The sequence below is a fragment of the Labrys wisconsinensis genome (assembly GCF_030814995.1).
Classification (GTDB): domain Bacteria; phylum Pseudomonadota; class Alphaproteobacteria; order Rhizobiales; family Labraceae; genus Labrys; species Labrys wisconsinensis.
Map to the genome: position 1 here is coordinate 178370 of NZ_JAUSVX010000001.1, position 19401 is coordinate 197770.

Here is a 19401-nt window from a genome sequence, read left to right on the forward strand (position 1 = left end):
CTGCCGAGCCGAAGAGACCGCATGCCCGAGCCCACCCCTCCCGCGCCCGTCAGGACGCGCCGCGTCCTCTACATCTCCGGCTTCGACCCGGCCGGGCCGGGCCGCTACCACGCGCTCTATCGCGAGCAGGCGGCGCGGCAGGACAGGCACAACGGCCTCGGCATCGCAGTCGGACCGCGCAGCACGGCGGTGCCGGACGTGGTCTCCTGGACCGTCCGGGCCATCGCCGGCGGCGAGCCGATCGCCGGCGAGGCGGTCGCCATCACCTACGACTTCCTGCGCTACGACAACATCATGCGCCGCCACTGGGCCCGCGGCGACGCCGCCCTGCTCGGCCAGATCGCGGCGACGGCCTGGCGCACCCTCGTCAACGGCCAGTGGCTGGCCGTGCTGCGCACCTCCTGGCCGATCGGCATCACCATCACCGTCCCGACGGTGCTCGCCCTCGTCCTGGTGCTGATCGCCGCGGTCGTGCCGCTGCTGCCGGTCCTGTTCGGCGCGCCCTGGTGGGCGCCGGCCCTCGCCTACCCCCCCTGCATCGCCGGGGCCTGGTGGCTGCGCCGGCGGGTCGAGGCCAGGACGCACCCGTTCTGGATCGCCCGCATCACCCATTTCACCGCGCTGCAGGCGCTCGGCCGCATCCCCGGCCTGGAGGAACGGCTCGACCGCTTCGCCGACCTGATCGCCGCGGCCGCCGCCGATCCCGGCCAGGACGAGGTGCTGGTGGTCGGCCACAGCATCGGCTCGCAGCTCGCCGCCTCGGCCGTGGCGCGGGCCCTGCCGCGGCTCGACGCCGCCGCCCTCGGCCGCCTCTCCCTCCTCACCCTCGGCCAGACCCTGCCGCTGCTCGGACTGCATCCGGCCGCCGCCGCCTTCCGCGCCGAGGTGGCGAGCCTGAAGGCCTGCCCCGGCCTCACCTGGATCGACTTCAGCGCTCCGCCCGATCCCGCCTGCTTCCCGCTCACCGATCCGGGCCGGGCGATCGGCCTGCCCCCCTCCGGCGCGGCCGCCCGGCCCAAGCTCGTCAACCCGCATTTCGCCCGGCTGTTCGACGCCTCCCGCTACGCCGACGCCAAGCACGACTGGCACGCCATGCATTTCCAATACCTCATGGCGTCCGACCACAAAGGCGACTATGACTACTTCGCGATCACCGCCGGAAGATTGAGCCTCGGCGATCGCTTTCAGGCACTCGACAGCGCGGAGAATTTCGACAGGTTCCGCCTCTTCAAGACATGGCCAGTTTCACCCCGCCTTACCCGAAGCCACCCAAGAAGAAACACAATGCCCTGATGCGCCTGATCAAGGCGCGCAAATGTGGGATCTCGGTGCTGTTCGAGCGCGCCTATTCCATGAAGGCGGGGCGCGTGTGGTCGCTGCGCGGCTTCTACTACATGCTGAACGAGCCGGCGGAGGTCCGCCGCATCCTGACCGAGGATGCGGAGAAATATCCCAAGAGCCTCTTGATGGGCACGATGCTGCAGCTCCTCATCGGCAACAGCATCTTCGTCAGCCAGGGCAAGGTGTGGCGTCGCCAGCGCCGCATGATGGACCCCGCCTTCGAGAACGCCCGCATCCGCGACGTCTTCCCGCAGATGCTGGCGGCGACGCAGGCGATGGAGCAGCGCCTCGACGCCCTCGTCGGCGCCGAGCAGCGCGAGATCGGCATCGACATCGAGACCACCCATATCGCCGCCGACATCATCTTCCGCACCATCTTCTCCACCACCTTCGGACGCGAGGAGGCGGAGATCGTGTTCTCCTCCTTCACCCGCTTCCAGGAGATCGCCTACGCCTACGGCATCGCCCGCATCGCCGGGATCCCGGCCTGGCTGATGCCCGGAGCCCGCTGGCGCGCCGCCCGCGCCGCCCGCCGCATCCGCGTCATCCTCGACCGCCTGGTGCGCCAGCGCTACGACGCCCACCAGGCCAAGGCCGCGGGGGCGCCGACCAACGACATCCTCGCCGCTCTCCTGGAGGCGCGCGATCCCGACGACGGCACGCCCTTCGCCTTCTGGGAGCTGGCCGAGCAGATCGCCATGCTGTTCCTCGCCGGCCACGAGACCTCGGCGAGCGGCCTCGCCTGGTCGCTCTACCTCATCGCCGCCTGCCCGCACATCCAGGACAAGCTCCTGGCCGAGGCGGAGGCGGTGCTCGGCGAGCGGGAGCCGCGCTTTTCCGACATGAAGCGCCTCGCCTATTGCCGCGACGTGTTCCGCGAGGCGCTGCGGCTCTACCCGCCGGTCGCCTTCCTCCTGCGCGACGCCAGCGAGCGCTGCCCGGTCTACAACAAGACCGCCGAGGCGGGCGAGACGGTGATCATCTCGCCCTGGCTGGTGCAGCGCCACCGCGAGCTCTGGGAGCGGCCGGACGAGTTCGATCCCGACCGGTTCTCCACCCCGGCGGGCGAGGCCTCGGCGCGCTGCGCCTACCTGCCCTTCAGCCAGGGGCCGCGGGTGTGCATCGGCGCGGCCTTCGCCCTGCAGGAGGCGACGCTGGTGCTGGCGAGCCTGGTGCGCCGCTTCGAGTTCGCGCTGGTGCCGGGCCACACGCCCGAGCCGGTCGCGCGCCTGACGCTGCGCTCCGAGAACGGCGTGCGCCTGCTGGTGCGCCGGCGCGCCCCGCGCGAGCGCGCCGAGCCGGCCTACGACGCCACGCCCTCGGCAGCGGCCGCGGGATCGTCGCCCCAGACCATGCTGCGATAGTCGAAGCCGCGCTCGATCGTCGGCTTCACCACGGCGAAATAGGGCGAGAGGTCGAAGTCGCGCGGCGCGAACAGGGAATGGTGCCGGATGTGCAGGATCTCGCGGGCGGAATAGTCGCCCGAGGCCTCGATGCGCGGCAGGATGGGGTAGCGCACGCTCTCGAAGGCCTGGGCGATCAGCGTCGAGCAGATCGTGCGTGTCGGCTCGCCCGAGCCCATGGCGATCATCCGCCGCCGCCAGCGCGTCGGCACCGGCAGCGGCACGAGGTAGCGCAGCATGTCGGTGACGTTCTTGACGTCGTAGTCGAGCCCGACATGGTCGTGCATATGCGCCACGACCCGCGCCCGGTCCGGCGCGGTGAGCCCCACCGGGCGGCAGACCCGCACGTGGGCCTCGCGATATTTCGACAGCGGCGCGGTGACCACGCCCTCGCCGAGATTGGCCTCGACCAGGACATGCGGCTCGCCCTCGGCCGTCATCCGGCCGGCGATCGGCCCGACATACATCGCCGCATGCGACCAGGTGGACTGGGTCAGGTATTTGATCACCGCCGAGACGCGGCTGTTGCCCTCGACCAGGATCACGTCGGCCGGCCGCAGCGCGGCGGCGAGCGCCGCGGCATCGGGCGGCGTCGAGGGCTCGTAGCCCTTGATGGGCCGGTCGAGCATCGTGGCGACCCAGCCGCCGATCCTGTCCAAGTGCCGCCCCGACATGTGAACCTCACGCCCGGATTGCCGGCGCCCCTGCCGAAACGCCGCCAGACTGGCATGGATTTCCTACGAATTTGGTGCAAGCCCGCACACGGCGCGTTACGGCGCGGCCCAAGCTTGGCTATGCATGGTCGCAGCGATTCGCCGGACGGGAGCTCCCATGACCCTCTTCGACGTGGCAGAAGCCATCATCCTCGGCATCGTCGAGGGCCTGACCGAGTTCATCCCGGTCTCCTCCACCGGCCATCTGCTGCTCGCCGCGCATTTCCTGAAGTTCGAGGGCAGCAACAGCTTCGAGATCCTGATCCAGCTCGGCGCCATCCTGGCGCTGCTGGCCGTCTATGCGGAGAAGCTGTGGCGCATCGCCGTCGCCCTGCCGCACGACAGGGAGGCGCAGCATTTCGTCATCGGCGTGCTGCTCGCCTTCCTGCCCGCCGCCGTGATCGGCGCGCTGCTGCACGGCTTCATCAAGGACTATCTCTTCAACGTGCACATCGTCTGCTACGCCCTGATCGCCGGCGGCCTGGTGCTGATCGCCATCGACGAGATGCCACTGCAGAAGCGCTTCGCCAACGCCTATGTCATGTCCTTGCCGACCTACTTCAAGATCGGCCTGTTCCAGTGCCTGGCGATGATCCCCGGCGTGTCGCGCTCGGGCGCCACCATCGTCGGCGCCATGCTGCTCGGCGCCGACAAGCGCTCGGCAGCGGAGTTCTCCTTCTTCCTCGCCATGCCGACCATGTTCGGCGCCTTCGTCTTCGACCTCGCCAAGAGCTACAAGACGATCAGCTTCGGCGACGGCACCCTGATCGCCGTCGGCTTCATCGCCGCGTTCATCTCCGGCTGGTTCGTGGTCAAGGGCCTGCTCGACTTCGTCTCCAAGCGCGGCTTCGCCGTGTTCGGCTGGTGGCGCATCATCGTCGGCGTGCTCGGCCTGGCGGCGCTCTACATCTGGGGATAGCTCTCAGAGCCTGAGGCTCGCCAGCGCACGCAGCGGCAGCGGCCAGACGGGATCCTCCAGCCTCACGGCGTGCGGCACCGGAAAGGCCTCGAACAGGCCGGTCGGGTCGACGTCGGCCGGCACATGGCCGGCATCGATCGCCGCGATCGCCGCCTTCCAGTCGGTCTCCTCCACCCTGTCCTGGCCATAGGCGAGAAAACGCGGCCGCCGCGTGCCGGAATAGAAGTCGCGCAGGCGATGGTCCATCATCGCATCCGAATCCCTGGCGTCCAGGGTCACCGGGCCGTCGCCATGGGGAGCGAACCAGGCGCAGGGTATGCCGTAGGCCTCGGCGATGACCATGCCGTGGAAGCTGGTCGAGAGGATCCGGCGGCAGGCGGCGATCTCGCGCGTCTTGGCCCGGAGCGCCTCGAGCGTCGGCGCGCTCAACGTGTTGATGATGCGGATCTTGCCGGCGAGCGCCTCGGGGATGCGGTAGCGCCGGAACGCCGCCTGCGCCCCGGCCTCCGGCGTCTGCCGCTCCAGCTCGCTGAGGTGCAGGATCACCCCGAGCTCGTGCGTCTTCTCCACGCCGTCCATCGGAAAGATCCGGGGCAGGAACCAGACCGGATCGCCATAGGCCTCGGGCACGGCAATGCCCTCGGCCCGCAGCACCGCGGCCGTCCGGGGCCCGCGCACGGCGTGGACCCGGAACACCGTGTCCGGCGGCCGGACATAGCGCCTGGTCTCCGGATTCACCGCGTTGCGGGTGGCGTCGAGGCCCGTGCCCCACAGATGCACCGTGCCGAACTTCATGGCATGCGCGATCGTGCCGACCGCCACCAGCCGCTCGGCATCGCGGTGGAAGTTCGTGCGCGCGATCGGTCGTCCCGACATGACGCAGACGATCACCGCGCTCAGCGCGTCGCCGAGATTGGCGAACGGCGTTCCCGGCTTGGTCCAGCACCAGGCGAGCGGCAGCGCCGGCAAGGCCGGGCGCAGGCGCGCCAGAGGTGACCGGCTTTCGCGCGGGGCCAGCGCGGCGCGATGGCGCGAACGGGCCACCGCACCGGCAACGCGCTTGCCGTGCAGCGCCCCGGCGGCCAGCCAGCCGCGCAGACCGCTGCCGCGCCGCGGCCCTGCCGCCTCGGCGAACAGCCGCGCGATCCGGCGATCGTCCCAGACCGTCCGTCCCGCCTCCGGCGCGATCGGCGCGACCTCGAGCGGAAAGGCCGCGAGCAGCGCATCCGTATCGGGCGCCGAAGGCTGCCAGGCCGTGTCGACGGCGCGCATCACCTTCGCCCAGTCGGTCTCGGTGCCCGGGTCCTGGCCGTAGACCGGGATGGCCCGTCGGCCGAGGCCGGCATAGAGGTCGACGATGCGGGCATCCATCGCCGCGTCGGGGTCGAGCGCCCGACTGGCCAGGCCGCCTGCCGGCTCTGGCGAAAAATACAAGCAGGGAATGCCGTAGCTCTCCGCGAGAGCCAGGCCGTAGAGGCTGGTCGACACCAGCCGCCGGCAGGCCAGGATCGTGTCGAGCTTGGCCCTCACCCCCTCGGCCGAGGCGGGGACGAGCGTGTTGATCATCACGACGTGCTCGCGCATGTCAGCGGGAATGCGGTAGCGGCGATGCGCCTCCCAGACGCTCGCTTCCGCCGTCAGGGCCGACAGCTCGGAGACGTGCACGATCACGCCGAGGTCCCAGCGCTTGGGCACCGCCGCGGCATGGAAGCGGGGCAGAAGGAAGACCGGGTCACCATGGGGCCGGCTGCCCGGCGGGATGCCCATCAGCGCCGCCGAGAGCGGGCCGCGCGTGGCGGCGACATCGCGATCGAGGCCTTCCGGCAGCCGGAAGCGGATCTGCTCGTGCGCCGGGGCGGACGGATCCTGCCAGGGCGAGCATCCCGTGCCCCAGAAGCTGACGCCCCCGCCCCGCAGCGCCTGTCCGATCGTGCCGCCGGCCGCCAGGCGCGGAGCGTCGCCCTCGAAAGGGGCGCGCCGGACGGCGAGCCCCGACACCAGCGTCACGAGCAACGGGCTGAGCGCGTCGCCGAGATTGAGGCAGCCGCCCGGCTTGGCGGCGCCCCAGGCGAGCGGAATCACGCCCGCTTGCGCGACCAGGCGGCGCAGCGCCCCGCTCATCCCACCGCCCCCGGGCGGGTCTCGCCGAGGGGCAGGCGTCGGCCGGCCGGCGCGACGGTTCTTTCTGCACGCTCAGCGCAGTCAGTGCAGTCAGCACGGTTCATGCCGTCCTCATGGCACGGCGGGAGCGCCGGGTACAGCCCCGACCGGCCGCGTCCGGATCCGTCGTCGATGCCGCAGCGTCATCCAGAGGCCTCGATCCGCTGGCAGCGTCGACGCAATTGCGGCATAAAGATGCGGGCACCGTCGGCGCTCCCTGCCGCATCATCGAGGACCATCATCGAAACCGTGCGACGCGCGACCAGACGAAGCTTTCCCCCGGCCGCCCGCACGAGACGCGGCGGCGCCAGTCTCGACGGCCCGCGCCCCGCGGCGCCGATCCGATGCGCGCCGGAGCCCGGGGCTCCGCTTTTGGAAGACGATCGATTTATCAGACTTGCTTGATGTTTCGGAGAACGCAATGACGTCCACCAAGACGGTCACTGACGAGAATTTTCAACTGTTCAGAAGCTCGGACCTGGTGCCCAGCGCCTGGAAGCGCACCATCGCCGCCGCGCCCGACCACGATGCCGCCACCGACTCCGAAACCGACGCCGAAGGCGCGGCCAAACCGGGCAGGATCAAGTTCCGCGTCTTCAATCCGACGATGGTCGCCACCGACCAGGGATATGCCCTGGCCTATCGCGTCGTCGACGAGGAGCACAATATCCGCCGCCTGGCGACGTGCCGGCTGACCAAGAACCTCAAGGTCGTCCGGAACAGCGTCACGCCGCTGTCCGACATCGTCACCTTCGCCTCCAGGAGCGAGCTCAACGAGCGGGCCCTGACCTGGCATGCGGACCCGCGCTATTTCCGCCTCGGCGGCAAGATCTACATGCTGTGGAACGACGGCGCCAACAAGCCGGAGAACCACCAGTTCCTGCAGGAGATGTCCGAGGACGGCCTGCGCCCGGTCGGCCCGGCGCGCGAGGTGGTCACCGACCTGGAGCGCCGCTCGGTCGAGAAGAACTGGATGTTCTTCGAGAACGACAAAGGTGTCTGGGCGATCTACGCGATCTATCCGCACCATGTGCTGGCGGTCGATCTGAGCGACCCGGACGTGGTGACGTGCAAGAATGCGTCGGAGAGCCTCTGGGACAGCGAGTACAACCAGTTCTACGGCGTGCTGCGCGGCAGCGCCCAGCCGATCCGCCACGGCGAGGACTTCCTGACCATCGCCCATTCCAGCTACAAGACCACCAAGGGGCGCATCTACCAGGCCTGCTTCTACAAGTTCGACCTGGAGTCTCCGTTCAAGGTCACGCAGGCGTCCCGGCGCCCGTTCGAGGTGCCCAACCCGATCGGCGACCATTTCAGCATGCCCCGCCTCAATCCCGAGGTGCACAAGGTCGTCTACCCCTGCGGGTTCGTGCAGGCCGATGATAAGCTGCTGATCTCCTTCGGCATCAACGACGAGCTCTGCGCCGTCGCCACGGTCGGCCTGCAGGACGTGCTGGAGTCGATGTCGCCGGTGGATCGCCCGGCGTCGGCAACCGTCCCGGCCACCGTGGCGACCGTCCCGGCCACCGTGGCGCCCGCCGCTGCGAGCCCGGCCAAGGCCAACGGCAAGGCCGACGTGTCTCTGCCGGTGTTCTGGTGGAACGCCGCCGGCAAGAAGTTCGACGGCCAGTTCGGCAACCGCAACTTCAAGATCGGCAATTTCGGCGACATCGCCGCCGCCGAAACGGTGGAGCGGCTGACGGGCGGCCGCGTCCGGGTGCCGGGCAAGGACGAGCGCAAGATCCTGACCATCGGCTCGGTGCTGCATACCGCGCGCGACGGCGACATCGTCTGGGGCACCGGCGCGAAGGGCACCAAGATGGAGCTCGACCCCTCGGTCAAGCACCTCCACGCCTATGCCTGCCGCGGGCCGCTGACCCTCGGCGTGCTGCTGCGCTCGGGCATCGACATCTCGAAGATCCGGCATTTCTTCGATCCGGGCTGCCTGGTGCCGCGGCTCTACGCCAAGGAGATCGCCGCCTGGAAGGCCTCGCCCAACTATCGGCCTGGCGGGATCAGGGTGGTGCCGCACTACCGCGACGACCTCCTGTTCCGGCGCGAATATCCCGAATATTCCGACAGCTTCGTCTCGGTCGACTGCACCCCGCTCGGCATGGTCGAGGCGCTGCTCGGCGCCGACGTCGTCGTCTCCAGCTCCCTGCACGGCGTCATCTTCGCCGAGGCGCTGGGCATCCCGGCCTATTGGCACGTGCCGATCGGCGGCGAGGACGACCTCAAGTTCTACGATTACTACTACGGCACCGGCCGCCACCAGGTGAAGCGCTTCGACACCCTTCACGAGGCGCTCAGGGCCGAGCCGATGGAGCTGCCGAAGCTCGATTTCGACGCCTATCTCGATACCTTCCCCGAAGGCGAGATGATGGTCCTGTCGGGCCGCAAGCCCGCGGCCGGCAAGTCCGCGGCGGCGCCGAAACCGGTGGCGCAGGCCAAGCCTCAGCCCGAGCCGCAACCGGCGCCGGTGCTGCCGCCGCCGGTGCGGGAGGACAAGGCCGCCAACGGCGCCCTCACGCTCGTGGCCGCCGCGCCGAAGCCGCAGATCGAGTACGAGAACTTCCTGCCGAGCTCGGCCGACGGAAGCTGGGGCTTCGGCAACCAGTCGGAGATCCGCACCACGGTGCCCGACACCGAGTCGGGCAAGCGCGTCATCGTCGCGCTGCAGCTCAAGCCCTTCAATCCGGCGCTGTTCCGGCGGCCGCAAAGCGTCAGGATCCTGGTCAACGGCTCCTATGCCGCGACCGCCGAATGGCCGCGGGGCAACGAGACGGCGCTCGATCTTCGCCTCGCCGTCCAGACGAACCACGACAAGACCCCGATCGCGCTGACCTTCCAGGCGCGCAATGCCCGCACGCCCCGGTCCCTGGCCCAGCCCTCCCACCCGCTGGCCTCGCACCAGATCTCGTTCTGCGTCAAGGACCTGACCGTGCTGCCGGGCTGACGCCGCGACGCGCCCGGCCCGATGCGGCCGGGCACCGCCTGCCGGCCGGCGCTCCCCAGCGCCGGCACCGATGTCCATACCGGAGCCGCGATGGGGCACCGCAAGCCGACGATTGTGAGTTTCTACTGCGGACCGGCCTATTACCGGGAGGCGGCCGAGAGGCTGAGAGGCGATTGCGAGGCGCACGACCTCGACCATGACATCGTCGAAATGGACGGCGTCGCCGATCGCGACTGGGCCGATATCTGCCGGCTCAAGATCCCGTTCTACGTCCGGATGCTCGAAAAGCACCCGGACGGCATCCTGTGGGTCGACGCCGACACGCGCATCCTGCGCTTCCCCGACGCGCTGGCGCAGGGCGGACATGATTTCGCGGCGTTCCTGCGCGACTTCGTCGACCTCAGGGAGTTCGACGCCGCCATCCACCCCCGCACGTTCCACCCCGGCATCCTGCATTTCAACGCCACGGCGCGCACGCGCGCCTTCCTCGCCCATCTCGCCGCGCTGGAGAGCCGGTCCGACGCCCGGGCGACCGACGACTATTTCCTGGAGGAGGCCTGGCGCACCTTCGAAGGCCATCTCAGCGTGCAGATCCTGGCGAGCGACCTCGTCGCCCGGGAAGGCCGGCCGGCCGGGCCCGAGGCCTGCTTCCTGTTCGGCGCCAGCGGCAACGTCTCCGGCTTCATCCGCCGGGTCGAGCAGCACGCGCCCCCGCTCGCCTCGACCACCCGGCAGCGGGCCTATCTCCACCATTATGCCTCGCAGGCGCTCAATGCCGGCCGCCGGGCGCAGGCGCAGGTCTTCCTGGAAAAGGCCCGCGAGCTCGCGCCCGACGACACGGTGACCGCCGAGGCGCTGACCCGCCTGAAGGCCCGGCGCCGGCGGCTGCCCCGCCTCGTGCGCGCCGTCTCGAAGCTGTTCCGCCCCCGCGCCTCCGCCGCCGAGGTCCGGCGCGCCGTCGAGGCTGCCCTCGGCGCCGGCGACATCCCGGCGGCCGAGCAGGCGCTGGACCGGCTCGCCGGCCTCGGCCGGGACGGCGAAGCCGGCTTCATCGCCAGCCGCCGCTTCCGCCTGGCCCTGGAGAAGCGGGCCCGCCGCATGAGCCTCTCGCCGGAGCAGCGCCCGAAGCTGTGGTGGATGGAGACGCCCTATCCCGGCAATTTCGGCGACGTGCTCAATCCCTATATCGTCGAGAAGCTGTCCGGCCTGCCGCCGCTCTTCGCCGCGGGCGGCACCCTGGCGATCGGCTCGGTCGTCAAGTTCGCGCGCGCCGGCACGCCGGTCTGGGGCGCCGGCACGCCGCGCATGACCGACACGCTGTCGCCCGAAGCCGACTACCGCGCCGTGCGCGGTCCCTTGACCCGCGAGCTCGTGCTGCGCTCCGGCGGCTCGGTGCCGGAGATCTACGGCGACCCCGCGCTGCTGCTGCCGCTGATCTACGATCCGAGGCCGGCGAAGAAGCACCGGCTCGGCCTCGTGCGCCACGTGCTGCACGCCGATGCGCCGCTCCGCCTCGAGGGCGTGCACGAGATCGACATCCGCCGCATCGGCTACGAGGCGATCGAGGCTTTCATCCGCGAGCTGCTGGAATGCGAGGCGATCCTCTCCACCTCGCTGCACGGCCTGATCGCGGCCCAGGCCTATGGCATCCCGACGCGCTGGTGCACCCTGTCCTCGGCCGGCAAGGCACTGCCGGGCGACGGCACCAAGTTCCTTGACCATTATGCGGTGCTGGGCATCGCGGCGCAGGCGCCGCTCGACCTCGCAGGGCTCGACGCGGTGGGAGCGGACCTCGCCGGCCTGTGCACGGAGCGCGCGACCAGGCCCTTCGACGCCCTGGCCCTCCTCGACGCGGCGCCCTTCCCGGTGCAGCCGCGCTATCGCGAGGCGGCCCGGGGATGACGCCCCGTCAGGCCGTGATCTTCTCGAACTGCCCCGCCTTGCGGAAGCGCCAGAGATAGGCCGGCACTTCCGCCGCGGCCGAGGCCGGGGCGATGCCGATGCCCTCGAGGGTCCGCTTCTCCGCCGCAGCCTTGGCCGAGACGACATTGTCCGAGCGCAGCAGCGTCACCTGGCCGGGCGTCAGCGGCGGCTTGGGCGCATATTGGGCGACGCGGGCAAGGAGCCCGGCGACGCCGAAGGGCAGCGGCAGCAGGATGCGCGAGCGCTGCGTCACCTTCAGCACGAACTCCAGGACTTCCCGGAAGCTCATGACGTCCGGCCCGCCGAGCTCATAGGTCGTGCCCGGCGCCAGGCGGCCGTCGACCCCGGCGGCGATCGCCTCGGCCACGTCGCCGGCGAACACCGGCTGGAACTTCGTCTCGCCGCCGCCGATCAGCGGCAGCACCGGCGAGATCTGCGCCATGGCGGCGAAGCGGTTGAAGAAATCGTCCTCCGGTCCGAACACCACGGAGGGGCGCAGCACCGCGGCCTGCGGAAAGGCGGCCAGCACCGCCTCCTCGCCCTTGGCCTTGCTGACGGCATAGGCGGAGGCCGAGGCCTTGTCCGCGCCGATCGCCGAGACATGCACCAGGGCGGCGGCCCCGGCCGCCTTGGCCGCCCGCGCCACTGCGCCGGCCCCGAAGGCCTGGGCCGCCTCGAAGCTGTTGCGGCCGCGCTGGTGCATGATGCCGACCAGGTTGACCACGGCGTCGGCGCCCTCGACCGCCGCCTCGACCGAGTCGGGATAGCGCAGGTTCGCCTGCACCGCCGTGACCTGGCCGACCGCGCCGGCCGTCATCAGGTACTGCGCCAGGTCCGGCCGCCGCACGGCGACGCGGATGCGGTAGCCGCGCCGGGCGAGGGCGCGCACCGCGTGGCGCCCGATGAAGCCGGACCCGCCGAACACCGTCACCAGCCGATCGCTGACCGCCACCATGCCGCTCACCTTCGCAAACGTGTTCCGATCCCGGTTCCTTAGCGCGGGCCCGCGGAGCTGTATAGGGGTGTGCTGCAGCGCACCCGACGGACCGCCGGCGTGCCGCGGCGGCGCCGTCCGCGGCCGGCATCGCCGCATCATCCCTATGGCGAAGGGCGCGATTTGCGCTTAGGCGCCGTCCGGGGATAAGTGAGGCGATCCGTCATGGCCGGACTTGATCCGGCCATCCACGCGAACACCGGCGGACGTCGCGTTCGCGTGGATGGCCGGGACGAGCCCGGCCATGACGGCCGCAAAGCGCAGCGCACGTATCTGCGGATACCTGCCCAGGACAAGCCATGCCGTCCGTTCTTGCCGCCGAAGCCGACTTTCCGCTGCGCACGCTGCGGCTCGGCACGCTGATCCGGCTGCGCTGGATGGCGGTGGTGGGCCAGGCCTTCGCCGTGCTCGGCGTGCATTTCGGCTTCGGCTTTCCCGTGCCGCTGGCGACCTGCCTGGTGCTGATCGGCGCCTCGGCCTGCGTCAATATCGTGCTGGGGCTGCGCTATCCCGCGACGCAGCGCATCGACCCGTTCCAGGCCGCGGCCTTCCTCGCCTTCGACATCATCCAGCTGGCGCTGCTGCTGGCCCTGACCGGCGGCATGCAGAACCCGTTCGTCTTCCTGTTCCTGGCGCCGGTGCTGATCTCGGCGACGTCGCTGCCGCCGCTGCTGACCCTGGCGCTGGGCCTGCTGGCGATGGTCTGCGCCACGCTGCTGACCAGCTGGCACCTGCCCCTGCCCTGGTTCCCAGGCCAGCACATGGACCTGCCCTTCCTGTTCGTGACAGGCATGTGGGCCTCGGTGCTGCTCGGCATCGCCTTCATCAGCGTCTACGCCTGGCGGGTGGCCGAGGAGGGGCGGCTGCTCTCCAACGCGCTCAGCGCCACCGAGCTGGTGCTGGCGCGCGAGCAGCATCTGTCGCAGCTCGACGGGCTGGCCGCCGCGGCGGCGCACGAGCTCGGCACGCCGCTCGCCACCATCGCCCTGGTGGCCAAGGAGATGGAGGCGGGCATCGCCGGCCATGGCGAGTTCGCCGAGGACGTCCGTCTGCTGCGCAGCCAGGTGCAGCGCTGCCGCGAGATCCTCGGCAAGCTCTCCTCGCTCGGCCAGGAGGGCTCGGCCCCGTTCAGCCTGCTCGACCTCTCCCACATCATCGAGGACGTGGTGGCCCCGCACCGCGATTTCGGCATCGACATCACGGTGACGCTGGAGGGCGACCGGCAGAACGAGCCCGCGGCGGCGCGCAATGCCGGCCTGCTCTACGGCCTCGGCAACATCGTCGAGAACGCGGTGGACTTTGCCGCCACCAAGGTCGCGATCGCGGCCAGATGGGACGTGGGCACGGTGTCGATCGTCGTCAGCGACGACGGGCCCGGCTTCCACAACGACATCATCGGCCGGCTGGGCGATCCCTATATCAGCCGGCGCAAGCCCTGGGCGGTCGGCCAGCCCGGCGGCGGCCTCGGCCTCGGCTTCTTCATCGCCAAGACCCTGCTGGAGCGCTCCGGCGCCGCCATCGCGCTCGCCAACCGCCCGCCGCCGCAGACCGGCGCGGTGGTGCGCCTGGACTGGAGCCGCGAGCTGTTCGAGCGGGGAAACACCATGACCGACGATCGTGTTTGACGGCGACCGGTTTCCCCGATGAAATCCGCAACTGTTGCGTCTATATGTCACGGCATGAGAGCTTGCCTGGAAAAGCGGGTCGGTGACTCGCCCGCCAATACCCGGAGCGATCCGGCCCATGCTTCGCCTGCCGGCGATGGAGTGCCCGCGTCATGACCCCTGCCGTCTCGAGCCTGCCCGACCCCTCCCTGCTGATCGTCGACGATGACAAGCCCTTCCTGCAGCGCCTGGCTCGCGCCATGGAGGCGCGCGGCTATGTCGTCGCCACGGCCGACACCGTCGCGGACGGCATCGCCCGGGTGGAAAGCGCCCCGCCGGCCTATGCCGTCATCGACATGAAGCTCGCCGACGGCTCGGGCCTCGACGTGATCTTGCGGCTCAAGACCAGGCGCCCCGATGCGCGCGCGGTGATCCTCACCGGCTACGGCAACATCGCCACCGCGGTCACGGCGGTGAAGCTCGGCGCCTTCGACTATCTCGCCAAGCCCGCCGATGCCGACGAGATCCATGCCGCGCTGATGGCCGATCCCGGCCACAAGCCCGACCTGCCGGAGAACCCGATGTCGGCCGACCGGGTGCGCTGGGAGCACATCCAGCGCGTCTATGAGCTGTGCGGCCGCAACGTCTCGGAAACGGCGCGGCGCCTGGCCATGCACCGGCGCACGCTGCAGCGCATCCTGGCCAAGCGGGCCCCGCGCTGAAGGCCTGGGGCGGCAGCCTGCCCGCCGGGCGCCGCCATTGCTTCACCTTTCTTTACATTGCCCGACATCTGCCGAAACCTCGCCGGCCTAGTCTGCCTCCAACGCAGCGTCCGACGCTGCCGCGAAGGAGATGACGATGAGTGAGTTGAACCCCTCTGCCGCCGCCCCGGATCCGGCCATGACGGCCCCGCCCGCCAGGCCCCGCCGGTTCGTCTGGCCGCGCAGCGCCCTCGTCGGCGGCGCGCTGGTCGCAGGCGTGGCGCTCGGCGCCGGCGGCCTGGCGGCCGCGGCCGCCGCACCCGACCATTTCGGCTGGCACAAGGGCCCGCGCCTCGAGCGCATCCAGGGCTTCGTGCTGCGCACCCTCGACGCCATCGGCGCCTCGTCCGACCAGGAATCGAAGATCCACGACATCGTCGCCAAGAATTTCGACGCCCTGGCGCCGGACCCGGCCAGGCATATGGAGCTGCGCAAGCAGGCGCTTGAGCTGCTCAGGGCGCCGACGCTCGACCGCGCCGCCATCGAGAAGCTGCGCGCCGATCAGATCGCCGCGATCGACGCCCGCTCCAAGGCGCTGGTCGGCACCCTGCTCGACGCGGCGGACGTGCTGACGCCCGAGCAGCGCGTCAAGCTCGCCGACCGCCTCGAGCAATGGCGGCCCGGCGGCCCGCACGGCTGGCGGCAGGGTCCGGACGGCTGGCGGCACGGGCCGCGCGACGGGCGGCCCGGACCGGACGGCCCCGATGGACCGGGCGGACCCGGTCGGGATAACGGCCCCGGCGACGACAAGCCGGATAACGGCTAAGCTTCCGCCGCGGATTCGGAACGCGATCCCCGGCTGAGGACTCGACGGGACACCATGGCGGAACGGCTTCTGATCGTTGACGACGACACGCGGCTCTCCGCCATGGTCTCCGACTATCTCACGGCCGCCGGCTTCGCCGTCGACGGCCGGCACACCGGCGCCGACGGTCTGGCAGCGGCCGAGCGCGGCGCCTATGACGCCCTGATCCTCGACGTCATGCTGCCCGATATCGACGGCTTCGAGGTCTGCCGGCTGCTGCGCGCCAGGTCCGACGTGCCGGTGCTGATGCTGACCGCCCGCGGCGACGACACCGACCGCATCGTCGGCCTGGAGATCGGCGCCGACGACTACCTGCCCAAGCCCTTCAACCCGCGCGAGCTCCTGGCGCGCATCCGCGCCATCCTGCGCCGGCGCGGCGGCGGAACGCGCGACGAGACCGAGCCGATGCGCTTCGGGCGCCTCGAGATCGACCGCGGCTCGCGCATGGTGCGCATCGACGGCGAGGAGCGGCCGCTGACCAGCCACCAGTTCGACCTGCTCGTCGCCCTGGCCGAGAATGCCGGCCGGGTGCTGAACCGCGAGCGCCTGATGGACCTGGTCAAGGGCGAGGAGCTCGAGGCCTTCGACCGGTCGATCGACGTGCACATCTCCCGCATCCGCGCCGGCATCGAGGACGACCCCAAGCACCCCAGGCGCATCCTCACCGTGCGCAGCGCCGGCTACGTCTTCGCCAAGCGCCAGGACGAGTAGGCGAGACCGCGCGCGATGCTGCTCGTCCGCCGCCGGCTGTTCTGGAAGGTCTACCTGACGCTGCTGGCGAGCCTGGTGCTCGTCACCATCCTGATCGGCTGGCTGTGGTGGCTGACCAGCGGCAATATCGGCGACCGCCTCGGCCCGCTGCGCGTGCACCTGACCGACCTGCTGGCCACCGAGCACGGCACGCCGGCCGGCGCATTGTCCCAGGCGCTGGAGCGGCTCGGCGGCGCCGTCGGTGCCGACATCTCCGTCTATGACCGGGAGGGCCGGCTGACCGCCGCCCGCGGCGAGCCGGTGATGCTGCCCTCCGATGACGACGAGCAGCGCGGCCGCTGGCAGAACCGCCTCGTGCGCTTCGACCTGCCCGACGGGCGGGTGGTGATGGCGCGCATGCATCCCCCGCCGCGACCGCCCGGCCTGCGCATCCTCATGCTGATGGCCATCGTCGCCGGCGGGGTGGGCGTGGCCGCCTTTCCCGTCACGGCGCGGCTGACGCGCCGGCTGGAGGACCTGCGCTCCGGCGTCGCCGCCTGGGGCGAGGGCGCGATGCATGCCCGCGTCGCCGAGACGGGCAGCGACGAGGTGGCCGCGGTGGCGCGCACCTTCAACGCCGCCGCGGCGCGGGTCGAAGGCCTCGTCGCGGCACAGAAGGCGCTGCTCGCCAATGCCAGCCATGAACTGCGCTCGCCGCTGGCGCGCCTGCGCATGGCGGCGGAGATCTTCGCCGATCGCCCCGGCCCCGCGGCGCGCGAGGAGATCCAGCGCAATCTCGCCGAGGTCGACCAGCTGGTTGACGAGATCCTGCTGGCCAGCCGGCTCGACCATCCCGACGCGCGCATCGGGCGGGCGAGCTCGATCGACCTGCTCGGCCTGGCGGCGGAGGAGGCGGCGCGGGTCGACGCCGCCCTCTCCGGCACGCCGGTCGAGGTCATGGGCGATGCCACGCTGCTGCGCCGCCTGATCCGCAACCTCCTGGAGAACGCCGTCAAGCACGGCGCGCCGCCGGTCGAGATCACCGCGGAGCAGGCGCCCGGCGGCGCCTGCCTGACCGTGGCCGACCGCGGCCGCGGCATCCCCGAGGCCGAGCGCCAGCGCGTCTTCGAGCCCTTCTACCGGCCGGTGGGGCGCAGCGAGGCCGCGGGCGGCTGGGGCCTCGGGCTGTCCCTGGTGCGCCAGATCGCCCTCGCCCATGGCGGACGGGTCCGCTGCGAGCCGCGGTCCGGCGGCGGCACGCTGTTCGTGGTCGACCTGCCGGCCGGCGGAGCCTGACCCGGCGCCCGGCCTTCAGGCGGCGACGGCCTCGGTTGGCGGCGTCGCAGCCTGCGCCGGAGCGGCGACGAGTTCCGGCACGGACGCGGCCTCGGCGGCGGACTCGACGCTCTCGACCGTCACCCCCACCCACAGCCCGATGAAGGCACCCGGCGTGCCGACGAACGACCCGGCGATCGGCCTGGCCTGGTGCGGCTCGCGCGTCACCGCCACGCGGATCAGGTGGTCCGAGGCGATCAGCCCATTGGTCGGATCGAACTCGACCCAGCCGGCCCCGGGCAGGAACACCTCCGCCCAGGCATGGGTGGCGCCGGCGCCCTGCAGGCCGCTGTCCCCGCCCGACGGGTCGAACAGGTAGCCCGACACGAAGCGGGCGCCGAAGCCCAGCCGTCGCGCCACGCCGATGAAGAAGGCGGCGAAGTCCCGGCAGGCACCGCTGCGCAGGCCGAACGTCTCCGCCGGGCTGCGCGTGCTTTCCTCGAAGCGCGTCTCGTAGGTGAAGCCCGCATGGATCTCCTGGCACAGCCCGGCGAGCAGCGCCGCGGCGCCGCCGGCATGGCGGGCGGTCACCGCCTGCACCCAGGCCTCGAGCTCCGGCTCGAACGGCTCCCCCGATCCGGTCAGGCAGGCGCCGAGATCGGTCAGCTCGTCGGGCGAATAGGCCAGGGGATAGGCCACATCCGCGCCGGTCACGAACAGCGAGAGCTCGGTCGGGGCATAGCGCTCCACCTGCAGATGGCTCTCGATCGACAATTCGTCGGTGGTCCCGTCGAACTGCGCGGTGCAGATCACGTTGCCGAAGACGTCGTAGGTCCAGGTCAGCTCCGCCGGCAGCGAGGTGGTCAGCGTGGCGTTGACGAGGCTCATCTCATGGCTGTCCCGCGGCCGCAGCATCATGCGATGCGGACCGAAGGCGACCGGCTCGCTGTAGCGGTAGGTCGTGCGATGGGTGACGTCGAGACGTTTCACTTCGAGGCTATCTCCGGATCGACGATGCCGTATCGTCATCCACAACGATGCGACGGGGCGCATGGACAACGATGCGATGGGATCGTGGTTCCCCGAGGGCGGGCGGTCGACGGGCAGCCCTGCGGCCGGCGCATGGCGGGCCGCAGGCTCCGTGCGTGCTTCGGGAAGATCGTCAGCCCCGATCGAGGGCGGCCACGGCCTCGGCCACCTCCGGCTCGCTGTGCGCAGGGCGCTTCTCGCCGGGGCGGATGCGTGAGCCGGCGGCCGGCGCCATGGCGGCGTGGCGGATGGTGCCGCCGAGCACCGAAAGCGCCGGCAGGGCCGCTTCCTCCTTCAGCTCGCCGGCGACGAGCACCAGGACGCTGGCCGGCCGCTCGCGGGCCTGGTCCGGCACATGCGCCAGCACGGCGTCGAGGATGGCCGGCCCTGCCTCGCCCCGCTGCAGGGTCCGGGCCTGGGCCAGGCCGCGCTCGGCTTCGGCCATGCTGGCATAGTCGATGGCGAACAGCGTGTTCATGGGATCCCCCCGTTCTCGAATGTCGGCCCGTCAGGGCAGCGATGCGACCCGCACGCCGCCGCGCTGATCCTGCGCCGGCACGACCGCATCGATCACGACGCGCCCGTCGACCTCCCGCGAGATCACCAGGTTGCCGGCGCGGGCCTCGCGCAGGATCACGCCCATGGCGGCGGCGCTGTCGCGTGCCGCCTGCCGGGACGTGTCCGCCGGCGCGTCGGACCGGCTCAGGGCGGCTGCGGCGGATACGAGACCGGCAGCCGCGCCGCAGATTGCGAAGCGCCGGAGCATCGAGAGGGTCATCATGCATGACCTCCATTCTGGCATCGGTGCGTCGATCGACAGTCCCGGAA

Annotated in this window: 16 protein-coding genes; 10 read left to right on the forward strand and 6 right to left on the reverse strand. The window is 71.1% G+C overall.

What is annotated here, in order from left to right:
* The first annotated feature begins 21 nt into the window (after positions 1-21).
* Together QO011_RS00840 and QO011_RS00845 are read left to right on the forward strand one after the other, a co-directional pair.
* Entirely contained in the window at positions 22-1293 is a 1272-nt protein-coding gene (locus QO011_RS00840; RefSeq protein WP_307266473.1) for a hypothetical protein, read from the forward strand.
* A complete protein-coding gene (locus QO011_RS00845) occupies positions 1293-2705 on the forward strand; it encodes a cytochrome P450 (RefSeq protein ID WP_307266476.1) in 1413 nt (470 codons plus the stop codon). The genes QO011_RS00840 and QO011_RS00845 overlap by 1 nt, the downstream gene beginning before the upstream one ends.
* On the opposite strand, the gene QO011_RS00850 is transcribed toward QO011_RS00845, so the two are convergent.
* Positions 2645-3403 (reverse strand): C40 family peptidase, encoded by a 759-nt coding sequence (locus QO011_RS00850; RefSeq protein ID WP_307266478.1) that lies wholly within the window; start codon positions 3401-3403, stop codon positions 2645-2647. The genes QO011_RS00845 and QO011_RS00850 overlap by 61 nt on opposite strands.
* A gap of 172 nt (positions 3404-3575) precedes the next feature.
* Here QO011_RS00850 and QO011_RS00855 point away from each other — a divergent pair, with 172 nt between their 5' ends.
* Positions 3576-4376: an undecaprenyl-diphosphate phosphatase gene (locus QO011_RS00855; protein WP_307266481.1), complete on the forward strand. Its 801-nt coding sequence runs from the start codon at positions 3576-3578 to the stop codon at positions 4374-4376.
* A 3-nt stretch (positions 4377-4379) separates the two neighbouring features.
* On the opposite strand, the gene QO011_RS00860 is transcribed toward QO011_RS00855, so the two are convergent.
* Positions 4380-6497 (reverse strand): polysaccharide pyruvyl transferase family protein, encoded by a 2118-nt coding sequence (locus QO011_RS00860; protein ID WP_307266484.1) that lies wholly within the window; start codon positions 6495-6497, stop codon positions 4380-4382.
* 460 nt (positions 6498-6957) lie between these two features.
* Here QO011_RS00860 and QO011_RS00865 point away from each other — a divergent pair, with 460 nt between their 5' ends.
* Both QO011_RS00865 and QO011_RS00870 read left to right on the forward strand, forming a co-directional pair.
* Entirely contained in the window at positions 6958-9492 is a 2535-nt protein-coding gene (locus tag QO011_RS00865) for a polysaccharide pyruvyl transferase family protein (RefSeq protein WP_307266486.1), read from the forward strand.
* 21 nt (positions 9493-9513) lie between these two features.
* The gene (locus QO011_RS00870) at positions 9514-11394 is read left to right on the forward strand and encodes a polysaccharide pyruvyl transferase family protein (RefSeq protein ID WP_307266489.1); all 1881 of its coding nucleotides are present in this window, start codon (positions 9514-9516) and stop codon (positions 11392-11394) included.
* 7 nt (positions 11395-11401) lie between these two features.
* Here QO011_RS00870 and QO011_RS00875 read toward each other — a convergent pair whose 3' ends face one another.
* Entirely contained in the window at positions 11402-12370 is a 969-nt protein-coding gene (locus QO011_RS00875) for a complex I NDUFA9 subunit family protein (RefSeq protein WP_307266492.1), read from the reverse strand.
* 338 nt (positions 12371-12708) lie between these two features.
* On the opposite strand from QO011_RS00875, the gene QO011_RS00880 reads away from it, so the two are divergent.
* The 5 genes from QO011_RS00880 to QO011_RS00900 all read left to right on the forward strand — a co-directional run bounded on the left by QO011_RS00880 (position 12709) and on the right by QO011_RS00900 (position 17565).
* Positions 12709-14034: an ActS/PrrB/RegB family redox-sensitive histidine kinase gene (locus QO011_RS00880; protein WP_307266495.1), complete on the forward strand. Its 1326-nt coding sequence runs from the start codon at positions 12709-12711 to the stop codon at positions 14032-14034.
* Between the two features lie 152 nt (positions 14035-14186).
* On the forward strand, positions 14187-14735 hold the full coding sequence (locus QO011_RS00885) for an ActR/PrrA/RegA family redox response regulator transcription factor (protein WP_307266497.1): 549 nt from the start codon (positions 14187-14189) through the stop codon (positions 14733-14735).
* A 136-nt stretch (positions 14736-14871) separates the two neighbouring features.
* On the forward strand, positions 14872-15540 hold the full coding sequence (locus QO011_RS00890) for a Spy/CpxP family protein refolding chaperone (protein ID WP_307266500.1): 669 nt from the start codon (positions 14872-14874) through the stop codon (positions 15538-15540).
* A 54-nt stretch (positions 15541-15594) separates the two neighbouring features.
* Positions 15595-16290 carry a response regulator gene (locus QO011_RS00895; protein WP_307266503.1) on the forward strand — a complete coding sequence of 232 codons (696 nt, stop codon included), beginning with the start codon at positions 15595-15597 and terminating at the stop codon, positions 16288-16290.
* Between the two features lie 15 nt (positions 16291-16305).
* Positions 16306-17565, forward strand: a complete 1260-nt coding sequence (locus QO011_RS00900; protein WP_307266505.1) for a HAMP domain-containing sensor histidine kinase — start codon at positions 16306-16308, stop codon at positions 17563-17565.
* 15 nt (positions 17566-17580) lie between these two features.
* Here QO011_RS00900 and QO011_RS00905 read toward each other — a convergent pair whose 3' ends face one another.
* From QO011_RS00905 to QO011_RS00915, 3 genes are all read right to left on the reverse strand, one after another.
* On the reverse strand, positions 17581-18534 hold the full coding sequence (locus QO011_RS00905) for a transglutaminase family protein (protein ID WP_307266509.1): 954 nt from the start codon (positions 18532-18534) through the stop codon (positions 17581-17583).
* Positions 18535-18706: 172 nt separating this feature from the next.
* Complete coding sequence (locus tag QO011_RS00910; protein ID WP_307266512.1) at positions 18707-19051, reverse strand: hypothetical protein; 345 nt, start codon at positions 19049-19051, stop codon at positions 18707-18709.
* A 30-nt stretch (positions 19052-19081) separates the two neighbouring features.
* Complete coding sequence (locus QO011_RS00915) at positions 19082-19354, reverse strand: hypothetical protein (protein WP_307266513.1); 273 nt, start codon at positions 19352-19354, stop codon at positions 19082-19084.
* Between the last annotated feature and the right edge of the window lie 47 nt (positions 19355-19401).